This window comes from Klebsiella sp. WOUb02 (assembly GCF_050058015.1).
Classification (GTDB): Bacteria; Pseudomonadota; Gammaproteobacteria; order Enterobacterales; family Enterobacteriaceae; genus Klebsiella.
In genome coordinates this window covers 142,505-164,667 of sequence record NZ_CP170111.1, presented here as the reverse complement: position 1 = coordinate 164,667, position 22,163 = coordinate 142,505, and the positions used below count along the sequence as shown (strand labels likewise).

Sequence of the window (22,163 nt, the reverse complement as noted above, 5' to 3'; positions counted from 1 at the left end):
GTTTAGTCTCCAGGATTCCCGGGGCGGTTCATTCAGGTTAGGGACTCTGCGGTTTTGATTAATCAGCGCGTCAATACCGCCTTCTTCAGCCAGCTCCTGATAGCGATAAAAGGTGTCGCGTGACACGCCCATGATTTTACAGGCTTTTGAAACGTTACCGAGTTCTTCGGCCAGATTGAGCAGGCCGGCTTTGTGTTTGATGATGGGATTGTTAGTATAAAGCATGAGAGTTACCTCGCGTTTTGTATAAGGATTCGACACCCATATCAAAACCGGTAACTCTCAACCTTTCAAGGCTCAGTGTCAGATCAAGTCGCGACTAATACAGTTAATATCCGGCTCATGCCGACTCCTTAATCACTTCCACAAGCCCGATGCGGGGCAGCACCGAACGATATTTTTCATTAAAATTCCCGCGCTTCTGCCTTTCACCTTTTTCGTAATCTTTTAACGGGTTAAAGCGGCACGGTTCACTGAACAAAATTAAAGGTAAAGGGGCTCTGAAGTTAAGTTTGTACGGTCCGGACACGTCATCAGGATCATCAGGACTGGTGTACCGGATATTAACGTTAACAGCAGGAAAGTTACTTTCCCGGATGAAACGAAACTTCCTCAGTTGCTCATCTTCATGACAGACCTCTTCATTGAGCGATGACAACATCATGATTTCCTCAATGCGCTCCTGCTTCAGTCGCTTAACATCCTGTATTGTCAGCCTGATATCAGGCTTTAATTCCGTTATTTCTCTGCGTAAGCGATCAATAACCGTTTCCAGGCGGGTGAACTTATGAACGACCGGAATTTGCCAGGTGAAACCGAGAGTGCGAATTTTCTCAGTCACGATGCGGATGTTACGGGATACCTGCAGGGTCACCAGCCACGGGCAAACCTGATGCAGTATTTCTGACCGGGAGTCCTTGTATTGAGTGATACCTTTGACCGCATCAGCAAAGTTGTCGCGAAGGCGGTTGATTTCACCCACCAGCGCCGTCACCTGGTCATGATTGTTGTTGACCACAATAAACCCGGGATATTTGCGGGTGATTTTGGTTGAATAAGGTTCATTTTTAGCCTGGCCTTTATCAACCCGCTGCTGCCGGTAGATATCCACCAGAGTGTTGAGATCGGGCACCGAGTGAGTCACCTTAATTTCCTGTGGGGGATGATACTCCTCTATGCTTCGTGGTTCCGGGAGCGAAGCAAGGTAAGATGATCCGATCTCGCTGTCCCCGAGTAAACTGTGCAGCTCATCTAGTTTGCGTAGTTGCTCTTCATTGTAATGTGCGAAGTCAGTATTCATATCATCACCCGATCATGTTTCCCGAGGTCGGACGTTAGTCGTTAAACGAACTCGGGTAAAGTCTTAAACGTCAGCCACACCGGCAGCCGACGTCCGTCCTGACACACACGAATCAACCAGTATCGTGTTTTCTCCATCGACACGAGCCAGTAACCAGCAGGGACAGGTCGGTTAATCGTTATCTGCTTCAGCCCGTAAAATCCCCACGAAATTATCAATCGCCCGGTGTGTTCGCTGAAATAGATCCTGAAAGACGGATAAAGTAGCCAGAATGCCGTCAAGAAGAGATACCAGGAATACGGAACCGTCATCTGCAGGATTTCATAGTTACGTAGCGTCGCTGTAATGAGACCAAGGCTTAATACTGCCCCGATCCCGGCATAGGCTTTAAACGATGCGCTTTCGTAGTTCTTCCAGCTAGGCTGTGTCCCTTAACCCAATAGTCGCTTTAAAAACAACCGAACAGAGCCTAATTTGTATTAGTCGCGACTTGATCTGACACTGAGCCTTGAAAGGCTGAGAGTTACCGGTTTTGATATGGGTGTCGAATCCTTATACAAAACGCGAGGTAACTCTCATGCTTTATACTAACAATCCCATCATCAAACACAAAGCCGGCCTGCTCAATCTGGCCGAAGAACTCGGTAACGTTTCAAAAGCCTGTAAAATCATGGGTGTGTCACGCGACACCTTTTATCGTTATCAGGAGCTGGCTGAAGAAGGCGGTATTGACGCGCTGATTAATCAAAACCGCAGAGTCCCTAACCTGAAGAACCGCGCCGATGAAGCCACTGAACACGCGGTTGTTGAGTACGCCGTTGAGTTCCCGGCTCATGGTCAGCACCGGACCAGTAATGAACTGCGTAAAAAAGGCGTGTTTATCTCCGGCAGCGGCGTGCGCTCCATCTGGCAACGACACGACCTGGAGAACTTCCGTAAGCGCCTGAAGGCGCTTGAGGCAAAAGTCGCCAGAGAAGGCATCGTGCTGACCGACGCTCAAATCGCAGCGCTGGAGAAGAAGGCGCTCGATGACGAGGCCAGCGGTGAAATCGAGACGGCACATCCGGGGTATCTGGGATCGCAGGATACCTTCTGCGTGGGCAATCTGAAAGGTGTGGGCCGTATCTACCAGCAGACGTTCGTGGATACGTACTCAAAAGTGGCGCACTGCAAGCTGTATACGACTAAAACGCCGATCACTGCCGCTGACCTGCTCAATGATCGCGTCCTGCCGTTCTACGAGTCTCAGGGACTGCCAATGCTGAGAATACAGACCGACAGGGGGACGGAGTACTGTGGCAAAGTGGAGCAGCATGATTATCAGCTTTATCTGGCCATCAACGATATCGACCATACGAAAACGAAGGCGATGTCTCCGCAGACGAACGGTATCGGTATCTGCGAGCGGTTCCATAAAACCATTTTGCAGGAATTTTATCAGGTTACGTTCCGCAAGAAGCTCTATGCAGACGTGGAAAGCCTGCAAAGGGAGCTGGACAACTGGTTGTGGCATTACAATAATGAGCGAACTCATCAGGGGAAAATGTGCTGCGGACGTACGCCAGTGGCGACTTTACTTGATGGAAAACGGGTCTGGGCAGAAAAAAATCTGAACCAGATTTAATCTGACAGACACCTGTATAAATAACCGGTAACTGTCAGATCAGGTCTGAGCTAATACATATTAGTTGACCACAACACGTGACTAACCGGCCTGCCGATGATACGGCCAACGGCGCTGATCTGTTCGGGACTCCACAGCCAGTTTAGCGCAGCCTCAACAAAGAAGACCGTATCCTCGTGCATCCTGCGTTTGCCGGCCCCTTTACGGCGGCAGGTTCTGAGCTTCTGTGCCGCGGCTGGCTGGTAGCCATCTACAGAACGATTACGACGCAGTTCCCGCGAGACCGTTGATTTGCTGACGCCTAAGCGGCGGGCAATCTCTGCCTGACTCACTTTATCTTCACACAACACTTCACTATATAAGCTGTTTCCTGATTCACCAGCGCCCATGCCATTCGCGCATTTTTGTTCGCCAGTGCCACCACCGCTTTATTGCACTGAACAGCAGGCCACGAAAATGCCTCGGATTCCGGCAGCCTTCAGTGGTCTTTGCAGAATTAAGACAGGCGGCTTAGAGGATATCCCAATAGGTGCTTATTCCAGACAATGACACCGCAGACAAAATGCAGCATGGCTTCGTAGTTCCCGACTTTTTTCTCCCACCGCGTCAGTATCCGCCGGAACCGGTTCATCCAGCTATGCGTTCTTTCCACTACCCAACGGTGCGCTTTAAATTCTGTCGTTCTGAGGGCTTCTGACTCCTCTTTCCGTGACTGTATATGAGGTTCATACCGACGAAGCTTCAGATATGCCGCAAGCCATTCGGCTTCATAACCTTTGTCCATACACAGTCTCAACCTTTTACCGGGTCGGCCCGTCTGAAGTGCATCAGGCGTCTCTGCAACTAACCGGATATCGTGAGTATTGGCTCCGCTGACAACGACTGAGAGTGGCAGACCGTTACCATCGGTCATCAGACTGCGTTTTACTCCCTGTTTTCCCCGGTCAGTGGGGTTGCGCCCCGTTTTTTTGAGCCTGAAAGCGGCGATTTTGTCATGCAACCATCCATCGACAACCATGACCAGTCAATGGCATCAGGCTTCTCACAGGCCAGCAATCCGTTCTGCCAGAACCGCTCGAAAACGCCGGCATCCCGCCACTCCTGGAAACGACGATGGGCTGAGCTTGATGAGCAAATACCTGTCACATTCAGCGCATTCCACTGACACCCTGTTCTGAGCACGAAGAAAATGGCGTTCATCGCGGCACGATTATCAACACGCCTGCGATGCGTGCCCAACGGATGGTTGGTCTTGTGTTACGGGAGCAGTGGTGCCATTTTTTCCCAGAGTTCATCGCTAATCTGCCATTTAATGCCTGCCATGCTTTTCCCTCATCAATTACCGTAACGCAGTATACTGCAATTCCTTTTGGGATAGGCTCTTAGTCGCGACTTGATCTGACACTGAGCCTTGAAAGGTTGAGAGTTACCGGTTTTGATATGGGTGTCGAATCCTTTTATAACCGGAGCAGCTTGCGGGATACCCCCGGGCAAAAAATCAAAACTTCCAAGCGTACGCTACGCCGACGATGTTCTGACTCATCTTGATGTTGGATTCACCGCCACCAAAGGTCTGAGAAATTGAGTTACGTCCTTTGACCGTTTTTTCGAAGCCATGTGTATAGGCCATACTCAGTTCGCTATCCGATCGCATACTCCAAGTCAAACCGATACTAGCATGATCCTGAATAACGCCGGGCGCAAGAATGTTTAGAAAGGTTTGGTTGCCCGATATCGGTTGATCGGCATGACTATAACCGCCACGAATGGTCAGCGTTGGCGTAAGCGCATAGCTGGCCGCGAATTTATAGACCGTGATATCTCGCCAACCAAACCCCGGACCATTCGCTGAGCCGAACCGATTTCCGGCAAATAGAGAAGCGGCATCAAAATCGTTGCCGACAGACCTGACGTGACCATACCGGATCTCCTGAATATCAGCACCCAGGGTCAAACGTGGAGTCAGCTTATACGCCACGCCGACACCATAGTTCTCCGGAACATCAAAGCTACCGCCGTTGGCGAATAATCCCGCGTAGCGATCAAACTTTCTAGCCTTTATTTTTGACGACCAGACAGCCCCCAAAGTGAGGACATCGGTTAATTGCCCCTGCCAACCGAGCCGTAAGCCAACGCCTAGCGAATTATCATGTCCTCGCTCGCTCATATTGGCACTGTCGCTAGAAAACTGTGGGTTGGCGAATGCACTCAACCCTTTGGCGGAGAAGCTCTGATAGACAATGTTCAGCGCAATGCCGAAAGCGTTTCGTTCAGTAAACTTGTAGGCCACCGATGGCGTGATAAACACCTGTGATAAATTAACACCGGCGCTGCCACGACTGCCAAATGCGGCATAGGGATTACTTTTGTATTCGGTGTTCATACCGCCGTTAGCATACACCGCAACGCCTACGCCAAAACGATCGGTTAATTGTTTGATTACCCCGAATTCCGGCAGCAAAAAAACGCGTCTGGCATTGCCTTTATAATGACCATTAGCACCCGCGCCATTACCCTCTATTTCCGCAACGCGTTCAGGTGCAAATAACGTTGCGCCGATATCAAACCGGTTGCCGATCCAGACAGTACCGGCCGGGTTGTTAGCGGCGGCTAACGCATCCTGCGGCATGGCAATGCTGACGCCGGCCTGCCCCTGGATTTTGATGCCGTTACCGTGAAAGAGATAGCCATTGGTAGCAAATGCGTCAGGACTGACGATGCCGGCCAGCGCCATCAGCCTGGCAAGATGATGTAATGCTAACTTCATGGATGATACTCTCCGTGAGCCTGAGTAGCAGGAGTCTTTTTGAGTGCATTAATTTAATACAATACATAAACTTTAATTAGAATTTAAAACCATTATTGTATTTCTTTCCGTTATATACGACGATGGCTGACATCGGTTATATACCAGTAATCATTGAAACTGCTTCATCGAGAATTCAGATAATGTTCTCGTCAATTAAAAGGTAGAGGGCGTCCCGGGAATCTAATACAAATAAGGATCTGGCAGTCTGAGTTCGCAGACATAACACTCTCCCGGCGGATAGTGCCGCTCATCTCGGGGCCCACCGATTAAATCGCACCTTCCCTAATGCTATATTCAGCATAACAAATGTGAAAACGGGTATCCAGTGACGCCAGTGCTAATAAAAGGTGGCGGCTTTATGCCAATTTCGCAGGTCTTATTTAACATATATTAAACGTTGCACGGCATTATCTAACGTTTTTCTCCGCGAAGAAATAAAAAGATGTCGTGAATATTTTGTTAGGTTAAATCAGTCTATCTTTATTATGAACAGGGCAGCCTGGCGGCTGCAAATTGAAAACCCCGCCGTCTGCCTGACGCTGAGTTGCCATACTCTGTGTGAAATATGTATGATCTGAATACATATTTTCTTAAGGGCGGGTTCAAGTTCGAAGTGCAACGCTAAGCCGCCTTTCTTAACTCTGCAAAGACCACTGAAGGCTGCCGGAATTCGAGGCATTTTCGTGGCCTGCTGTTCAGTGCTCCCTGGTACTTGCGGAGCTCATCATCCGTCACTGCTGTCAGGTCAGTTCCTTTGGGGATAAACTGCCTCAACAGCCCATTGGTATTCTCATTTAGCCCACGTTCCCACGAAGCATAGGGGTGAGCGAAGCAGGTTTCCGTTTCCAGGGCCGCTGCGATCTCTTTGTGCTGAGTAAACTCCCCGCCATTGTCGAACGTGATGGTATGGCAGACATCTTTGTAGCCGCTCAGCATCGAGATAATGGCTGTGGCCACTTCGCCTGAATCTTTCGAAAACACCTTTTTCGTCAGATAAATACGGCTTTTACGCTCGACCAGCGTCACGATGGATCCGGTGCCTTGTTTACCCGGAACCAGATCCGCTTCCCGGTCACCCGGTCGGGTACGAGCATCAACAACGGCCGGTCTCTGCTCGATGGATACGGCGTCAGGTATCGGACTTCGCTTTTTACCATAGCCTTTGCGATAGCGGCGTTTACCCTGCCGGAGGAGCTTGTATAGTTCGCCGCCACTGGCTTTATCAGCCTGAACATGCTGGTAAATCCACTCGTGACTAACCGGCATGCCGATGATACGGCCAACGGCGCTGATCTGTTCCGGACTCCACAGCCAGTTTAGCGCAGCCTCAACAAAGAAGACCGTATCCTCGTGCATCCTGCGTTTGCCGGCCCCTTTACGGCGGCTGGTACTGAGCTTCTGTGCTACCGCTGGCTGGTAGCCATCTACAGAACGATTACGACGCAGTTCCCGCGAGACCGTTGATTTGCTGACGCCTGAGCGGCGGGCAATCTCTGCCTGACTCACTTTATCTTCACACAACAGGGCTATCTGGTATCGTAACCCTTCGGTTAGCTGCTGATATTTCATCGTGACTCGCCCATCTTTGGTCGGAAGAGCAGGATAGCTTATCGGCAGCTAACCGTCCCTCCATCCACATGACCGAGCGTTGCACTTATTATCTGAATTCGCGCTTCAGCATTAAAAGTAAAAATCTGCGTGGCGTCACAAAATGGCATGCAGGATGAACGTGGGGCTTGCCAGCTTGCTCAAAGGCGTCCATTCTGCACCCATCAATCGGATTGTTACCGTATTTGAGTTTCTCAGATATGGGCAAAACCTGAACCCTGTATTTTCTTTAGCGAAAAAAGCGGGGTTCAGGTTTTTTTTTGCACTTAAAACACTGTCGGGCATCCATGGTATGGATTCGCTTGAGCGGTTACTGAATATGAAGGATAGGCAATGAAATACAAAACATTCGCCAATGAAATTCTTGAAGGCGTCGGCGGACGCGGCAACGTGAACAGTGTTATCCACTGTGCGACCCGGCTGCGCTTTAAGTTGAAAGACCATAAAAAAGCAGATGCGGAGGCACTTAAAAACAATGCCGGCGTGATCATGGTAGTGGAAAGCGGTGGGCAGTTTCAGGTGGTGATTGGGAACCATGTAAGCGAGGTGTATCAAGACCTGCTCGATGTTTCCGGCATCGGCGAACGCTCCGCAGGAAATACGGAAGAGACGGAAGGCGAGAGCAAGGAAAATATCCTGTCGCGCTTCATCGATATTATTTCCGGTATCTTCACGCCGCTGATGGGAATTATGGCCGCCTCCGGGATACTGAAAGGTTTCCTGGCTCTGTGTCTGGCCTGCGGCTGGATGTCGATGGACAGCGGGAACTATAAGCTGTTTTTTGCCGCCAGCGATTCGCTGTTCTATTTCTTCCCGATTATTCTGGGCTATACCGCCGGGAAAAAATTCGGCGGCAACGCCTTTGTGACGATGGCGATTGGCGGCGCGCTGGTTCATCCGACGATGATTGAGGCGTTTAACGCCACGTCGGCGGCGAATTATCAGCCGCTGCACTTTATCGGTATTCCGATCACCTTTATCAATTACTCATCCTCGGTGATTCCGATTATTTTCGCCTCGTGGGTTTCCTGTCGGTTGGAAAAACCGCTGAAGGCGTTCCTGCATGCCCATGTGCGCAACTTCCTGACCCCCGCCTTCTGCCTGCTGATCACCGTGCCTCTGACGTTCCTGCTGATCGGGCCGGTCACTACCTGGCTGAGTCATCAGCTGGCGCATGGCTATCTGCTGATCTACGGCGCGAGTTCGACCCTCGCCGGCGGCTTTATGGGCGCGGTGTGGCAGGTGCTGGTGATTTTCGGTCTGCACTGGGGCTTTGTGCCGTTGATGATCAACAACTTCAGCGCGCTGGGCCACGACAGTATGATCGCGTGCCTGACCCCGGCGGTGCTGGCGCAAGCGGGCGCGGCGCTGGGCGTATTCCTGCGAACTAAGGATATGAAGCTTAAAGGCATCGCCGGTTCGGCGTTCCCTGCAGGGATCTTCGGCATTACCGAACCGGCCATCTACGGTGTCACCTTGCCTCTGCGCCGTCCGTTTATTCTGGGCTGCGTCGGCGGGGCGCTGGGCGGCGGCATCGCCGGTTATTTCGGCACCACCCAATACTCCTTCGGACTGCCCAGCATCTTCACTTTCACCCAGATCATTCCCGCCAGCGGCATAGATATCTCGGTGTGGGGCGGCATTATCGGCACCTTGGTGGCGTTCAGCTTCTCCGCGCTGGCGACCTGGCTGTTCGGCGTGAAGCAGGAAGCCGCTCCGGCTGAAACTGCGCCGCAAGTTGCTTCCGTGCCCGCCCAGGCCATTCTGCGCCAACAGACCATTAACGCTCCTATTCACGGCGAAATTCTGCCGCTGGAGCAGGTAAGCGATGAGACTTTCGCAAGCGGGCTGATGGGCAAAGGTATCGCCATCAAGCCGCTGACCGGCCGGGTGGTGTCACCGGTCAACGGCACCGTAGCGTCGCTGTTCAAGACTAACCACGCCATTGGACTGGCCGCCGACGACGGCGCGGAAATCCTGATCCACGTCGGCATCAACACCGTCAAGCTGGACGGCCAGCACTTCACGCCGCGCGTCAAAGTAGGCGACGAGGTCAAAGTGGGTGACGTGATGGTGGAGTTCGACCAACAGGCAATCGAGGCGGCGGGTTATGAGACTACGACGCCGATCATTATTACCAATACCGAAGATTACATTGACGTCCTGCCCGTGGCCGACGGTGCGGTGCAGGAGAGTGCGCCGCTGTTGAAGCTGGTGCGTTGAGACTGACGATAAGGAAGAGAAGAAATGAGTCATCGATTTCCGAAAGACTTTTTGTGGGGCGGCGCGGTTGCCGCCAATCAGGTGGAAGGGGCTTACGCCACCGACGGCAAAGGGCTGTCCACCTCGGATCTGAACCCGCAAGGGGTGTTCGGGCCGATCGTCGAGCGCACGCCGGGCGACAGCAATATTAAAGACGTCGCCATCGATTTTTATCACCGCTACCCTCAGGATATCGCACTGTTCGCCGAAATGGGCTTCACGGTGCTGCGTACCTCCATCGCCTGGACGCGCATTTTCCCGCAGGGCGACGAAGAGACGCCGAACGAAGCCGGTCTGGCGTTCTATGACCGGCTGTTTGACGAGCTGGTAAAGCACAACATTCAGCCGTTAGTGACATTGTCACACTACGAAATGCCGGTCGGACTGGTGAAAAAATACGGCGGCTGGGGCAGCCGCAAAACCATCGAGTTCTTCGAGCGCTACGCCCGTGCGGTGTTCCAGCGCTTTGGCAGCAAGGTGAAATACTGGCTGACCTTCAACGAAATCAACATGTCGCTGCACGAGCCATTCACCGGCGTGGGACTGTCGCGCGACAGTTCGCGGCAGCAGGTCTATCAGGCGATTCACCACCAGTTGGTCGCCAGCGCCAAGGCGGTGAAAGCCTGCCACGAGATCATTCCCGACGCCAAAATCGGCAACATGCTGCTGGGCGGCATTCTCTATCCGCTGACCTGCAAGCCGTCCGACGTGATGAAAAGTCTGGAGCAGAACCGCGAATGGCAGTTCTTCGGCGACGTGCAGGCGCGCGGCGCCTACCCGGCCTACATGTCGCGCTTCTTTAAGGAACGCGGTATTACGCTGGAGATCACTGACGAGGACCGTCAGGCGCTGAAAGAAACCGTCGACTTTGTCTCGTTCAGCTACTACATGAGCGGATGCGCCAGCGCCGATGAAGCGGAGATGGAAAAAGCGCGCGGCAACATTCTGGACATCATTCCCAACCCGCATCTGAAAAGCTCGGAATGGGGCTGGCAGATCGACCCGGAAGGGCTGCGCTACCTGCTCAACGTGCTGTACGACCGCTACCAGAAGCCACTGTTCATCGTGGAAAACGGGCTGGGGGCGAAGGACAAACTGGAAGCCGACAGCAGCATCAACGACGACTACCGCATCCAGTACCTGAACGACCATCTGGTGCAGGTGGCGGAAGCGCTGGAAGACGGCGTTGAAGTACTGGGCTACACCAGTTGGGGACCGATCGATCTGGTCAGCGCCTCGAAGGCTGAACTGTCGAAACGCTACGGTTTTATTTACGTCGATCGTGACGACGCGGGAAACGGCACGCTGGAACGTCGGCGCAAAAAGAGCTTCCACTGGTATGCGGAAGTGATCAAAAGCCGGGGCAACGCGTTGAAATAAGGTTACGCGGATGAGTCCCACCACCCGGACACATTTCTACGACGAGTGACAGCGGCTGTTTATCAGCGGCGAACGGCAGTAGGTGTCGTGGGCCTCCAACGTGTGGCTGGCACTGGCGCAGGTATTGCCTGAGCCTCAAAAGCGCCGCCGTGTTGCAACAGACGATGGCGCATGAGGGCGCGGTGCGACCGCTGACGCACTACCTGTACCACCACATGGTGGACGCCCTAGTACAGAGCGGATTGCCGCAGCAGGCGCGGCAACTGGTGAAAAGTTATTGAGGAGGAATGATCAACGCGGGGGCGGATACGTTCTGGGAAGCATTTGACCCGGAAAAAACACTGGCGTCACCCTATGGTAATCAGCAAATAAATATTTTTTGCCATGCCTGGAGTTGTACGCCAAGTTATTTTATTCGCCACCCTTTACGGCGCAGAAAATATAACAACCAAGGGAACATCAAATACGCGTTATAAAAATAGCCAGCGCGGGCATAACGCTGGTTTGATTGATGATTAACGAACTAAGAGTGCCGACCCAGGGCATCAGGCGTTCTTATTATCTCAAAATAGAGCAACTCTACAGGGGTAATGATGATGAATAAAAATAACAAACTCAAATTAAGTGTATTGCTAATTTCCTCCGCGATTTTTTCCAATAGTGCTATGGCGGCGAAACTCACTGTTGAGCAGCGGCTGGAATTATTGGAGAAGCAGTTAGCGGAAAACCAGCAGGAATTACAATCGACGAAACAGGAATTGCGTAAATATAAAGCCGTCTTTGACCTCCAGCCGGTTGCTGGCGGGGCCGGAACCGTTGCCGCCGCGCCGACCGCCGCCGCTGCGGAGAGCGTTCCTGTTGCCGTGAGCGGCACCACGCCAGCACAGGGCGTCACGCTGGCGGACATCAGCAAATACGTTAAGAATGACATCGGCTTCGAGTACTCTGGTTACTTCCGCTCCGGTTGGTCCACCGGCACGCGCGGCGCGCCGAAGTCCTACGCCATTGGTTCGTTGGGCCGCTTCGGGCAGGAAAACAGCGCTTGGTTTGACTTGCAGCTGTCGCAGAAAGTGTACGACTACGGCGGCAAAGTGGCGAAGGCGGTGGTGATGCTGGACGGCAACGTCGGCCAGCAGTATTCCAGCGGCTGGTTTGACAAAGATTCGGAAAACCTGTTGCAGTTCTCCGATATCTACCTGACCACCAAAGGGTTCCTGCCGTTTGCACCGGAAGCGAATTTCTGGGTGGGTAAACATAACCTGCCGGTGTATGAAATCCAGATGCTGGACTGGAAAAGCCACCGTACCAACGCGGGCTCCGGCGTTGGGATAGAAAACTGGCAGCTGGGCCCCGGCAAGCTGAATATATCGCTGACCCGCGAGGACATTAATGCCCACGCGGTGGATTACGCCACCTCCGGCAATACCCAGCAGGTGAACACTAACAGCGTCGAGGCGCGTTATAAGGAGATCCCTCTGTGGGATAAAGCCACGCTGGAAGTCTTCGGCCGCTATGCCATGCCGAATGAAACTAACAGCAACCATAAAAATGAGGACGACGGCAGCTATTACAGCGTGAAAGATGCTTGGCATGCCGGACTTATTTTGCGCCAGAACTTCAACGGCGGCGGATTTAATGAGCTGACGCTGCAAGGGGCGAATAATTCCATCGCCAGCGGCTACGGCCTGATTTCCGATTCCAACCCGACTTACAGTTATAACGACCAATACTACGGCGAGCACAATAACGGCAAGGCCTACCGTATTATTTCGCAGGGTGAAAACTATCTTCATCCTGATGTGATTATGGCCCATGCGCTGGTTTATGCGCACGGTAATGATGTTTACGACTATAACACCGGCGCCCACACTGACTTTAATTCCTACCGCGCCGTCGTGCGTCCGGCTTATATCTGGGATAACAACAATCAGACCGGTGTGGAATTGGGATGGTTCGATCAGAAAAATAAAGTCGGCAGCACGGAATATCATGAGTCCGCTTATAAAACCACGCTCTACCATGCCCTCAAGGTGGATACCAGCATACTGACATCGCGCCCGGAAATTCGTTTCTATGGCACCTACCTGAAAGTGAAGGATAACGGCATCAGCCAGTTTGAATTTGCCGACGCGAAGAACGATCAGTTCACCGTCGGTGTACAGGCGGAGGTGTGGTGGAAATAACGAGACGGTAACTGGCGGATTCAAGTTCATGGTTAGGAATGGAAAAAAATTTTAAAAACTCACTGACCATGAACACTGGATTCAGAAACGCAGTGATGGTGTGTTGTCGGGAAAATTATGGCAATAAAATGCTGTTTTCGGTGTGTTTTTAATCGGAAACCCATTTTTCGGGCGCACCTATCCTGCGGCCTGTGTCAGAAGCCATTGTTTTCTGGCGATCCCGTGGAGCCTTTCCGCCACTAACTCCGTGACATTCCTGCCGGCCTGTGCGCTGACAAAGTGCAGCCGGTTGCCACAGAGGATGCATTTATACGGGGCCGTACGCAGGGATCCTTTCAACAGCGAGGCGAAGCCAGATATATGTGTGTGGCTACTTCGTCAGAAAAAGATCTGCCGGTGCTTGCATCGGGGAGGTGTCCATATAGCTATTTAGTCATGGTCAGTGAGTTTTTAAACCGTTTTTCCAGATCGCCGATTCCTAACCATCAAGAATGTGAAACGGCTCACGCCTCTCAGGCGATAGCAGATTATTACTATTCCTTAGCGAAACGTTCATGACGTCTCTTTGTACAAGAAGGTAACTTTGCTCGCGTCTAAACGAGAATATTGCTGCACAAAGGAAGGAAGGGTTATCATGATAAAATCAAATAAAAATTACTCTATAAGCTGTCTGTTCTTTCTGTTCTTCTTTATTGGCTGGGGATGTTGTTTTCCCTATTTATCACTGTGGCTGACGGAAACCATCGGCATTAACTATACCGATGTGGGTCTGGTTTATTCATTCACTGCGATTGTTGCCGTTTGTGTTCAGCCACTATTCGGATTTGTTTCCGATAAATTAATTTATCGTAAGAATCTGATGTGGATGTTGGCGATAATTATCACCTTATTCGCACCCTACTGGATTTACATCTTCGCACCCCTGTTAAAATTTAACGTCTTTGTCGGAGCACTGGCGGGCGGCATATATATTGGTATGGCCTACGGTGCAGGCTGCGGTATTTGCGAAGCCTACATTGATAAGGTCAGCCGCGCTTCCGGGTTTGAGTTTGGGCGTGCCAGAATGTTTGGCGGTATTGGTGCAGCTATCGGGACCTTTGCGGCCGGTAAGCTCTATGGTGTCGACCAGAATATGATTTTCTGGATGGCCAGCTGTGCCGGCGTTTGTTTGCTGATTATTGTGTGGAAAATGCAGATTAACACCGATAAGCAAGGGGAAATGCAGGTCGGTAAAACGTCGCCAGTCACCTTGAGCGATGCCATCCTGCTGCTGAAAATGAAAAAATTCTGGTTCTTCGCCATGTACATGGTTGGCGTCGGTGCGATTTATGAGACCTACGATCAGCAATTCGCTATCTATTACAGCCACTTCTTTGAGAGTAAAGCGCACGGTGCGGAAGTTTTCGGTTATTTAACCACGGGTCAGATTTTCCTTGATGCGGTGGTGATGTTCTTCGCCCCGTGGTTCGTCAATAAAATCGGTCCGAAAAATGCCCTGCTCTACTGCGGATTGATCATGAGCCTGCGCATTATTGGCTCCGCCTGGGCTGTCGGCCCGGTCTCTATTAGCTTGATTAAACTTCTCCACGGCTTTGAAAGCTCGGTTCTGCTTGTTGCGGCATTAAAATATATTTTTGCCAATTTCACACCTCTGCTTTCCGCTACCGTTTATTTAATCGGGTTCCAGTTCTCGAAAAGCTTTAGCTCTATTTTCCTTTCTACTGGCATTGGTCATATGTACCAGAACATAGGTTTTACCAGCAGCTATATCGTTCTCGGCGGTATTGCACTGTGTTTCACGCTTATTTCGTTTATTACGCTGGACAGTAACCGTATTTTTACTCCCCCCCCGGTATCCGTGCATTAATTTAAGGAGATGATTTTTATGTCTGCTCTCTATTATGGCGTTGCTTATTACGATGAATATATGCCGGAAGACCGGCTGGCGAAAGATATCGCCTTAATGCGCAAAACGGGCATTAACGTGGTACGTATTGCTGAGTCCACCTGGAGCACCCTTGAACCGCAAGAAGGTGAGTATAACTTCTATCATATCGACCGGGTGTTGGATGCGATGCATGAGGCCGGGATCGCGGTGATCATCGGCACGCCAACCTACGCCGTTCCCGCCTGGCTGGCGACCAAACACCCGGACATTCTGGTCACCACCGTCGAGGGGCAGCAAAAGTATGGCCCGCGGCAGATCATGGATATCGTCAACCCGACCTTTCGCCGCTATGCCGAAAAAATTATCCGTACCTTGATGAAGCACGTGCAGCATCATCCCGCGATTATCGGCTGGCAGCTGGATAACGAAACTAAGCATTATGACAATATCGGCCGCTACATGCAGGAGGGCTTCGTTCGCAGCCTACAGGAGAAATACCCCTCTCTCGCACAGCTGAACAAGGATTTTGGGCTGGATTACTGGAGCAACCGAATCGACAGCTGGCAGGATTTTCCGCCGGTTGAAAACACGATCAATGCCAGTCTTGCCTGCGCGTTCTCACGCTATCAGCGTCAGCAGGTAACGGAATATCTGGCCTGGCAGGCGAAAATCGTACGTGAATATGCGCAGCCGCAGCAGTTTGTCACCCATAATTTCGATTTTGAATGGCGCAGCTATTCTTATGGCGTGCAGCCGCGTGTCGATCACTTTGCTGCGGCACAAACGCTGGATATTGCGGGTGTCGATATCTATCACCCCAGCCAGAAGCACCTGACCGGGCGTGAAATCGCATTTGGTGGGGCCATCGCCCGTTCGCTAAAGCAGGGGCAGAACTACTTCGTCCTGGAGACCCAGGCGCAGGGCTTCGCCCAGTGGACCCCTTTCCCTGGCCAGTTGCGTCTGCAGGCCTTCAGCCACATAGCATCAGGCGCGGCAATGGTTTCCTACTGGCACTGGCACTCGATCCATAATTCGTTCGAAACCTACTGGAAGGGGTTGTTAAGCCACGATTTCTCACGTAACGCGACCTTGCAGGAAGCAACCACCATTGGTGCTGACTTCGTGCGCCTGTCGCCACAGTTAGCGGGGCTACAGGCAGAGAATGATGTGGCGCTGCTGGTGAGCAATGATGCGATGGACGGCCTGAACCAGTTCCGTCCCGGCGATGCCCAGGGCAATGTCTATAACGATATTTTCCGCCGTTTCTACGATGCGCTGTACGACCACAATGTCAGCCTCGACATTATCCACGATGTTAACGAAGAAACCTCGCGCTATCGCACACTGATTATTCCCGGCCTCTACGCCGCCGATGATGGCTTACTGGAGCGGATCAACCGCTATATTGAACAAGGTGGGAACGCCTTGATCGGCTTTAAGTCAGGCTTTAGCGATGAAAACGTGAAGGTGCGCAGCAGCACGCAGCCGGGGATTTTGCACTCAGCCTGTGGCGTCAGCTACAGCCAGTTCACCCTGCCGGAAGAGACCAGAGTGGCTTCGTGCTGCGCGGCCCTTGATTGCAGCACAGATAATCAGGCTGAGCTGTGGATGGAATTACTGACCCCAACCGCCAACACGCGTACGCTGCTACGCTATCAACATTCGGCATGGGGCGACTATGCTGCCGCCACCGACGCACATTACGGTCAGGGACGTGCAATTTACGTGGGCTTCCTGCCGCAGAAAACGCTCATTAGCCAGCTGTTTGATTTGCTGAACGCTGATGTTGATCTGAACTCGCGTACATCGGCCTACCGCTATCCTCTGGTGGTCAAAAAGATGCGCAATCGGGATGGTAACTACTTGAATTTCCTGTTCAACTACTCCGCCGAGGCGGTCGATTTTATCAGCGAAACGACAGGCAAAGAGCTGCTCAGCGGCAGTCAGGTCGGCTGCGGCCAGCCGTTGCATCTCAACGCGTGGGAATTTAGTATCATCGAAAGTTAAATGATCTGCGGCGCTCAGGTAGGGGAACTATGGAACAGGATATCAATGATCTTCTGAATTTCTCGCCATTGATGAAGACTTTCACCTTCAATGCTTGGATCGTTGCGGGTTTTACCCCAATTACTCGCGGTTCAAAGCTGGACTACTACATCAATCGCCCTCAGGGGATGAAAGGTTACATCATCAACCTGACCCTGCGTGGTCAGGCGCGTGCCAAAGCCGGCAACGGTACCCTGCTGTTTCGTGAAAATGATCTGCTGCTGTTCCCACCCGGTGTTGCTCACCACTACGGGCGTGACGAGCGCAGTGAGTACTGGGATCATTTATGGATCTATTTTATACCACGACCTTACTGGATAGACTGGCTGAAATGGGATCAAACCACCCAAGGTATCGGAAAAACCGCGGTTAATGGTCCGGATCAGTTGCAACATCTATGCGATCTTTTCTATGAGGTCATCCGCCATCACTCCGCTTCTGCCCCACTTTCAGAAGCGCTGGCCATGAATGCACTCGAGCGCCTGATCCTCGCCTGTTTCCAGCGGCAGCCCATCAGCAACCGCCATGTTCACGATCCGCGGATTAACGCCGTATGCGACTATCTCAATGAACACATTGCCCAGGAGATTAAGATTGAAACCCTGGCGGCGATGGTCTTTATCTCCTCTTCGCGGCTGGCGCATCTGTTCAAAAATGAACTGGGGCAAACGGTATACGCCTGGCGCGAGACGCAGCGTATCAACCGCGCGAAATGGTTAATTCAAAGTACCTCGCTGCCGTTAAATAAAATCGCGCTATCGGTAGGTTACGAAGACCCGGTCTACTTCACGCGGATTTTCCGAAAACATAATGGCATCCCGCCGGGGGAATACCGTAAACGCTATCCGGAGCGTGACCGCTAAATAGCTCCAAATAGTAGATGGCGGTTATTTAAATCAGGCAAAGTTAAAAGCGTAATTAAGCTCGGTAAATCCCCGGCCTTGCCGTGGGACTTTGCTTCAGCCCAGTCTGACCTGGAGAAATCAGTTAGTTTCTGCCAATAACATCTGTGACACGGTGAATGTGCCCCGCAAGCAAATCAAGGTCTGATTTATAGTGTGGCTGACTGCTTTCTTCCTGCCTCTGTAGCGCAGAATCGATGAGAGCGGTAACCCGCCGTCCCTGCTCTTCTGGCAGTGAGTCAAGTATTGCAGCAGCAATAATGTCAAGGGACTCGACCATTGCGTACAAATCTTTGTCCGCGACATCCCGTTGTGCCAGCTTAACCAGCAGCGATGCAAGAAGATTGTTCATAACTCAGCTCCAGCGATTTTCGCTTTAAAAATGTACCTGTCAAGTGTGGCTCATGATGTAACACTTTGTACAAAAAAGGAATGCGATTAATTATCCTCCATGCTTTCCTCTGGCACCGTTGTCGCGGACACGCATGACGGTCTGACGTGTGGTACTGAATTCACGGGCCACGGCAGCAATGGTGGCGCCGCCATTGAGACGGTCAAGGACCTGCTGACGCTGTTCCGGCGAAAGCGAGAAAGGTCTGCCGGGATGGCGACCAGACGCCCTCGCCCGCATCAGACCGGCCTGAGTACGTTCAATCAGCAGGTCGCGCTCGAATTCGGCCACCGCGCCGATGACCTGCTAACCGGCCTGCCGATGATACGGCCAACGGCGCTGATCTGTTCCGGACGCCACAGCCAGTTTAGCGCAGCCTCAACAAAGCAGACCGTATCCTCGTGCATCCTGCGTTTGCCGGCCGCTTTACGGCGGCTGGTACTGAGCTTCTGTGCCGCGGCTGGCTGGTAGCCATCTACAGAACGATTACGACGCAGTTCCCGCGAGACCGTTGATTTGCTCACGCCTGAGCGGCGGGCAATCTCTGCCTGACTCACTTTATCTTCACACAACAGGGCTATCTGGTATCGTAACCCTTCGGTTAGCTGCTGATATTTCATAGTGACTCGCTCATCTTTGGTCGGAAGAGCAGGATAGCTTATCGGCAGCTAACCGTCCCTCCATCCACATGACCGAGCGTTGCACTTATTATCTGAATTCGCGGATAATGGGGTCTATAATATCAACAGAATTCGCAAAACAGGGTTTGCTTAAAGCAGCATTGACAGTAGTACCACACACAGTAGCAACACATATATACGCGCGTGCCAGTCATCCGGTACCGCAGGGATATAGTTACGGCTAAAAACAATCCCGGCCCAACCAGTCAGCACCAGTAAACTTAAAATTTCGAGACTAATGAAACCTAAAAAACCGCTTTCCGGGATTTTATGCCAGCCACTAATCGAATAGGTCACGGCACCACACAGTGCCACCGGCAACGAAAGCGGGTTGGCTGCGCTAATGCAATAACGCATTGTGTGACCGTGTCGTCGCAACAGTGGCACCGTCATGACGCTGCCGCCCACCCCCAACATTGCTGCAACCATGCCGATCAGCACACCACCGCCAGTTACTGTTAAAGGTGACAAAGGACGCAGAGAACGATTGTTGAAGAAACCTCTACGCAGCAGGCAGTCACCAATCGTCACTAGCATATACAGAATAAACAGAATGCGAACCACAGCCTCGCTCAATATTCCAGCAAGGCATGAACCAGCTACTGCACCAATGGCGATAAACCACAACATTGGGAACAACGTTTGCAGTGAAAACTTGTCCGCTTGCCAATTCCGATAGCTGATCCAGCCCGCATTAAATATCATCACCGCTGTCGAGGTAGCAACGGCAATATGCATTGCATCACCTGCCAGTTCCGGTTGGCGCAACAGCATCTGGTAGACAAAGGGCACAACAACAAAACCGCCGCCAAATCCAAAAAGCACTGTACTAATACCAGTAAAAAAACCTGCCAGAGTAATAATGAGGATATCGTTCAAGAAAATGTTCCGCTGTGAAATAGAAACCGTAGCTTATCGCGCCTGCACCCCACTTCACATTTGCACAGCGCTCAATTATCCTTGCCAATCGGTCAGATGGAGGAAAAAGTGCGCAACGTAAGCATTGAAGATTTCGATTTTATGGGGCGTGACGTGGTCGCAATTGGCAATGACTATGCGCGTGGTTTTTTACTGGCTCCGCATAAGCACAGACGCGCACAACTCCTGTATGGAGCAACCGGGCAGATGCATGTATCAACCCGTGACGGAGAATGGGTGGTGCCGCCACAACATGCGGTTTGGATCCCTCCAGAAACCCTGCACGCGGTGAAGTATTTTGGCGTGACAACGAGGAGTCTTTATATAAGTCCAGAATGTGCGGCGCGGGTTCGTTACAGAAGTCGCTGCGAAGTCATTGGCATATCGCCACTTTTGCGTCAGTTACTGCTTGAAGCGGTAGATGTTCCTCCACTGTATAGTAGCGAGCGCGAACATGCTCTGATTAACTTAATGTTACTGGAACTGGCAGCTATGCCCGCGCGCGAGTTCAACATTCCTCTGCCACAGCAGCCTGCGCTGTTGGCGCTGTGCCAGACGTTTTTACTGGCCCCTAATATTCACGATCCAGCAAAGCGTTGGGCCAAGGCGATGTTTATGAGCGACAGCACATTTCGTCGCCATTTCCTGCAGCAAACTGGCATGTCATTTTCCCTATGGCGGCAGAGAGCATGTGTCTTCAGCGCAATAACATTGCTAATAACCGGCAAGCAGATAAATGAAGTGGCGCTGTTGCTCGGCTATGACTACGGTTCATCCTTTGCGACCATGTTCCGCCGAGTGACGGGCCAGCCTCCTTCGTTTTATCGCCCAGCTTGAAAGATCCCTGTGTTTAATTACTATCGTAAGGAACTTCCGCGCATCGCGCAGAGCAGACTGTCAGATTTGATTGTGTGCTGCCAGAGAAAACTGTCAGATCAAGTCTGGGCTAAATAGCTGCGCGGAATAGTAGATCACTTTGAGGGAACTCAGCCCGGATTGTGCGATCTGATCAATCGCCGAACCAACCATAATCACCAACCGGACTGAGCGATGCCGATCATAGCCCCCATTCCCCGTAGCGAACGACGTCTGATGCAGAAAACTATCCATAAAACGCGCGACAAAAATTATGCCCGCAGGCTAACTGCCATGCTAATGCTGCACCGGGGCGACCGTGTCAGCGACGTTGCCAGAACACTCTGTTGTGCCCGCTCATCCGTTGGGCGCTGGATTAACTGGTTTACGCAGTCGGGTGTTGAAGGCCTGACGTCCTTACCCGCAGGACGTTCCCGCCGCTGGCCCTTTGAGCATATATGTGCATTGTTACGAGAGCTGGTAAAACGCTCTCCCGGTGATTTTGGCTGCCAGCGTTCACGATGGAGTACAGAGTTGCTGGCGATAAAAATCAATGAGATAACCGGATGTCAGCTGCATCCCGGAACCGTCCGTCGCTGGTTGCCCGCAGCCGGACTTGTGTGGCGCAGAGCCGCTCCCACGCTATGCATCCGTGACCCGCACAAAGAGGAAAAGATGGCAGCAATCCATAAAGCGCTGGACGAATGCAGGGGAGCACACCCGGTCTTTTATGAGGATGAAGTGGATATTCATCTTAATCCAAAAATCGGCGCAGACTGGCAACTGCGCGGACAGCAAAAGCGTGTGGTCACGCCGGGCCGGAATGAGAAATATTATCCTGGCGGAGCCTTACACAGCGGCACGGGAAAGGTCAGTTACGTTGGTGGCAACAGCAAAAGCTCAGCGCTGTTCATAAACCTGCTGAAACATCTTAAGGCCACATATCGACGGGCAAAAACCATCACACTCATCGTGGATAACTACAATATCCATAAAAGCCATGAAAAACAGCGCTGGCTGAAAGCGAATCCAAAGTTCAGAGTGATTTACCAGCCAGTGTACTCCCCATGGGTGAACCACGTGGAGCGGTTATGGCAGGCACTTCACGACACGATAACGCGCAATCATCAGTGCCGTTCAATGTGGCAACTGTTGAAGTTCGCCATTTTATGGAAACCATCAGCCCATTCCGGAGGACAACATGGGCTGGCAAAAGTGTAGCGGTATTAGGCGCAGCTATTTAGAGGAGGCTGTTTGAGACCACAGTCATTGATGTGAAAGTATGGCTACAAATTGCATTACGGCATGACCAACATA

General features: G+C 51.8%; 16 protein-coding genes and 4 pseudogenes. 10 read left to right on the top strand and 10 right to left on the bottom strand.

Annotation, left to right across the window (positions count from 1 at the left end):
- Positions 1-33 precede the first annotated feature (33 nt).
- Positions 34-225, bottom strand: a pseudogene (locus ABOC21_RS28785) (helix-turn-helix domain-containing protein); the annotation flags it as partial.
- Between the two features lie 115 nt (positions 226-340).
- Positions 341-1,300: a DNA replication terminus site-binding protein gene (locus ABOC21_RS28780; protein ID WP_426815823.1), complete on the bottom strand. Its 960-nt coding sequence runs from the start codon at positions 1,298-1,300 to the stop codon at positions 341-343.
- A 577-nt stretch (positions 1,301-1,877) separates the two neighbouring features.
- Here ABOC21_RS28780 and ABOC21_RS28775 point away from each other — a divergent pair.
- Complete coding sequence (locus ABOC21_RS28775) at positions 1,878-2,924, top strand: IS481 family transposase (RefSeq protein ID WP_426815822.1); 1,047 nt, start codon at positions 1,878-1,880, stop codon at positions 2,922-2,924.
- A 50-nt stretch (positions 2,925-2,974) separates the two neighbouring features.
- On the opposite strand, the gene ABOC21_RS28770 is transcribed toward ABOC21_RS28775, so the two are convergent.
- The 4 genes from ABOC21_RS28770 to ABOC21_RS28755 all read right to left on the bottom strand — a co-directional run bounded on the left by ABOC21_RS28770 (position 2,975) and on the right by ABOC21_RS28755 (position 7,302).
- Positions 2,975-3,313, bottom strand: coding sequence for a transposase (locus ABOC21_RS28770; RefSeq protein WP_426815821.1), 339 nt, complete (start codon positions 3,311-3,313; stop codon positions 2,975-2,977).
- 107 nt (positions 3,314-3,420) lie between these two features.
- Positions 3,421-4,163, bottom strand: a protein-coding gene (locus tag ABOC21_RS28765) for an IS5 family transposase (RefSeq protein ID WP_426815820.1) whose coding sequence is annotated in 2 segments (ribosomal slippage) — positions 3,421-3,894 and positions 3,897-4,163 — 741 coding nt in all. Because the reading frame shifts where the segments join, the coding sequence is not laid out codon by codon here.
- Between the two features lie 259 nt (positions 4,164-4,422).
- On the bottom strand, positions 4,423-5,691 hold the full coding sequence (locus tag ABOC21_RS28760) for an OmpP1/FadL family transporter (protein ID WP_426815819.1): 1,269 nt from the start codon (positions 5,689-5,691) through the stop codon (positions 4,423-4,425).
- Positions 5,692-6,354: 663 nt separating this feature from the next.
- Positions 6,355-7,302: an IS30 family transposase gene (locus ABOC21_RS28755; RefSeq protein WP_426815818.1), complete on the bottom strand. Its 948-nt coding sequence runs from the start codon at positions 7,300-7,302 to the stop codon at positions 6,355-6,357.
- A gap of 160 nt (positions 7,303-7,462) precedes the next feature.
- Between ABOC21_RS28755 and ABOC21_RS28750 the strand changes: the two genes are divergently transcribed.
- The 7 genes from ABOC21_RS28750 to araC all read left to right on the top strand — a co-directional run bounded on the left by ABOC21_RS28750 (position 7,463) and on the right by araC (position 17,963).
- Positions 7,463-7,678 carry a hypothetical protein gene (locus tag ABOC21_RS28750; protein WP_426815817.1) on the top strand — a complete coding sequence of 72 codons (216 nt, stop codon included), beginning with the start codon at positions 7,463-7,465 and terminating at the stop codon, positions 7,676-7,678.
- Positions 7,675-9,564, top strand: coding sequence for a PTS beta-glucoside transporter subunit IIABC (bglF, locus tag ABOC21_RS28745; RefSeq protein ID WP_426815816.1), 1,890 nt, complete (start codon positions 7,675-7,677; stop codon positions 9,562-9,564). The genes ABOC21_RS28750 and bglF overlap by 4 nt, the downstream gene beginning before the upstream one ends.
- A gap of 24 nt (positions 9,565-9,588) precedes the next feature.
- Positions 9,589-10,983: a glycoside hydrolase family 1 protein gene (locus ABOC21_RS28740; protein WP_426815815.1), complete on the top strand. Its 1,395-nt coding sequence runs from the start codon at positions 9,589-9,591 to the stop codon at positions 10,981-10,983.
- 596 nt (positions 10,984-11,579) lie between these two features.
- The gene (locus tag ABOC21_RS28735; RefSeq protein ID WP_426815861.1) at positions 11,580-13,166 is read left to right on the top strand and encodes a carbohydrate porin; all 1,587 of its coding nucleotides are present in this window, start codon (positions 11,580-11,582) and stop codon (positions 13,164-13,166) included.
- 634 nt (positions 13,167-13,800) lie between these two features.
- Complete coding sequence (locus ABOC21_RS28730) at positions 13,801-15,033, top strand: oligosaccharide MFS transporter (protein WP_426815814.1); 1,233 nt, start codon at positions 13,801-13,803, stop codon at positions 15,031-15,033.
- A gap of 18 nt (positions 15,034-15,051) precedes the next feature.
- The gene (locus ABOC21_RS28725) at positions 15,052-17,061 is read left to right on the top strand and encodes a beta-galactosidase (protein ID WP_426815813.1); all 2,010 of its coding nucleotides are present in this window, start codon (positions 15,052-15,054) and stop codon (positions 17,059-17,061) included.
- Positions 17,062-17,090: 29 nt separating this feature from the next.
- A complete protein-coding gene (gene araC, locus ABOC21_RS28720) occupies positions 17,091-17,963 on the top strand; it encodes an arabinose operon transcriptional regulator AraC (protein WP_426815812.1) in 873 nt (290 codons plus the stop codon).
- A 124-nt stretch (positions 17,964-18,087) separates the two neighbouring features.
- On the opposite strand, the gene ABOC21_RS28715 is transcribed toward araC, so the two are convergent.
- From ABOC21_RS28715 to ABOC21_RS28700, 4 genes and pseudogenes are all read right to left on the bottom strand, one after another.
- Complete coding sequence (locus ABOC21_RS28715) at positions 18,088-18,354, bottom strand: sigma-S stabilization anti-adapter protein IraP (RefSeq protein ID WP_426815811.1); 267 nt, start codon at positions 18,352-18,354, stop codon at positions 18,088-18,090.
- A gap of 90 nt (positions 18,355-18,444) precedes the next feature.
- A pseudogene (locus ABOC21_RS28710) lies at positions 18,445-18,699 on the bottom strand (helix-turn-helix domain-containing protein); the annotation flags it as partial.
- Positions 18,699-19,013: pseudogene (locus ABOC21_RS28705) on the bottom strand (transposase); the annotation flags it as partial. The pseudogenes ABOC21_RS28705 and ABOC21_RS28710, both read right to left, overlap by 1 nt.
- A gap of 150 nt (positions 19,014-19,163) precedes the next feature.
- Positions 19,164-19,952 carry a sulfite exporter TauE/SafE family protein gene (locus ABOC21_RS28700; RefSeq protein ID WP_426815810.1) on the bottom strand — a complete coding sequence of 263 codons (789 nt, stop codon included), beginning with the start codon at positions 19,950-19,952 and terminating at the stop codon, positions 19,164-19,166.
- 108 nt (positions 19,953-20,060) lie between these two features.
- Between ABOC21_RS28700 and ABOC21_RS28695 the strand changes: the two genes are divergently transcribed.
- Entirely contained in the window at positions 20,061-20,828 is a 768-nt protein-coding gene (locus ABOC21_RS28695) for an AraC family transcriptional regulator (protein WP_426815809.1), read from the top strand.
- Between the two features lie 213 nt (positions 20,829-21,041).
- Positions 21,042-22,067: pseudogene (locus tag ABOC21_RS28690) on the top strand (IS630 family transposase).
- The last annotated feature ends 96 nt before the right edge of the window (positions 22,068-22,163 follow it).

Bases quoted from the DNA above. Each gene is read 5' to 3' on its own strand.
- ABOC21_RS28775 (WP_426815822.1), top strand. From the start codon at position 1,878: ATGCTTTATACTAACAATCCCATCATCAAACACAAAGCCGGCCTGCTC.
- bglF (WP_426815816.1), top strand. From the start codon at position 7,675: ATGAAATACAAAACATTCGCCAATGAAATTCTTGAAGGCGTCGGCGGA.
- ABOC21_RS28735 (WP_426815861.1), top strand. From the start codon at position 11,580: ATGAATAAAAATAACAAACTCAAATTAAGTGTATTGCTAATTTCCTCC.
- ABOC21_RS28755 (WP_426815818.1), bottom strand. From the start codon at position 7,302: ATGAAATATCAGCAGCTAACCGAAGGGTTACGATACCAGATAGCCCTG.
- ABOC21_RS28725 (WP_426815813.1), top strand. From the start codon at position 15,052: ATGTCTGCTCTCTATTATGGCGTTGCTTATTACGATGAATATATGCCG.
- ABOC21_RS28715 (WP_426815811.1), bottom strand. From the start codon at position 18,354: ATGAACAATCTTCTTGCATCGCTGCTGGTTAAGCTGGCACAACGGGAT.
- ABOC21_RS28760 (WP_426815819.1), bottom strand. From the start codon at position 5,691: ATGAAGTTAGCATTACATCATCTTGCCAGGCTGATGGCGCTGGCCGGC.
- ABOC21_RS28730 (WP_426815814.1), top strand. From the start codon at position 13,801: ATGATAAAATCAAATAAAAATTACTCTATAAGCTGTCTGTTCTTTCTG.
- ABOC21_RS28770 (WP_426815821.1), bottom strand. From the start codon at position 3,313: ATGGGCGCTGGTGAATCAGGAAACAGCTTATATAGTGAAGTGTTGTGT.
- ABOC21_RS28780 (WP_426815823.1), bottom strand. From the start codon at position 1,300: ATGAATACTGACTTCGCACATTACAATGAAGAGCAACTACGCAAACTA.
- araC (WP_426815812.1), top strand. From the start codon at position 17,091: ATGGAACAGGATATCAATGATCTTCTGAATTTCTCGCCATTGATGAAG.
- ABOC21_RS28740 (WP_426815815.1), top strand. From the start codon at position 9,589: ATGAGTCATCGATTTCCGAAAGACTTTTTGTGGGGCGGCGCGGTTGCC.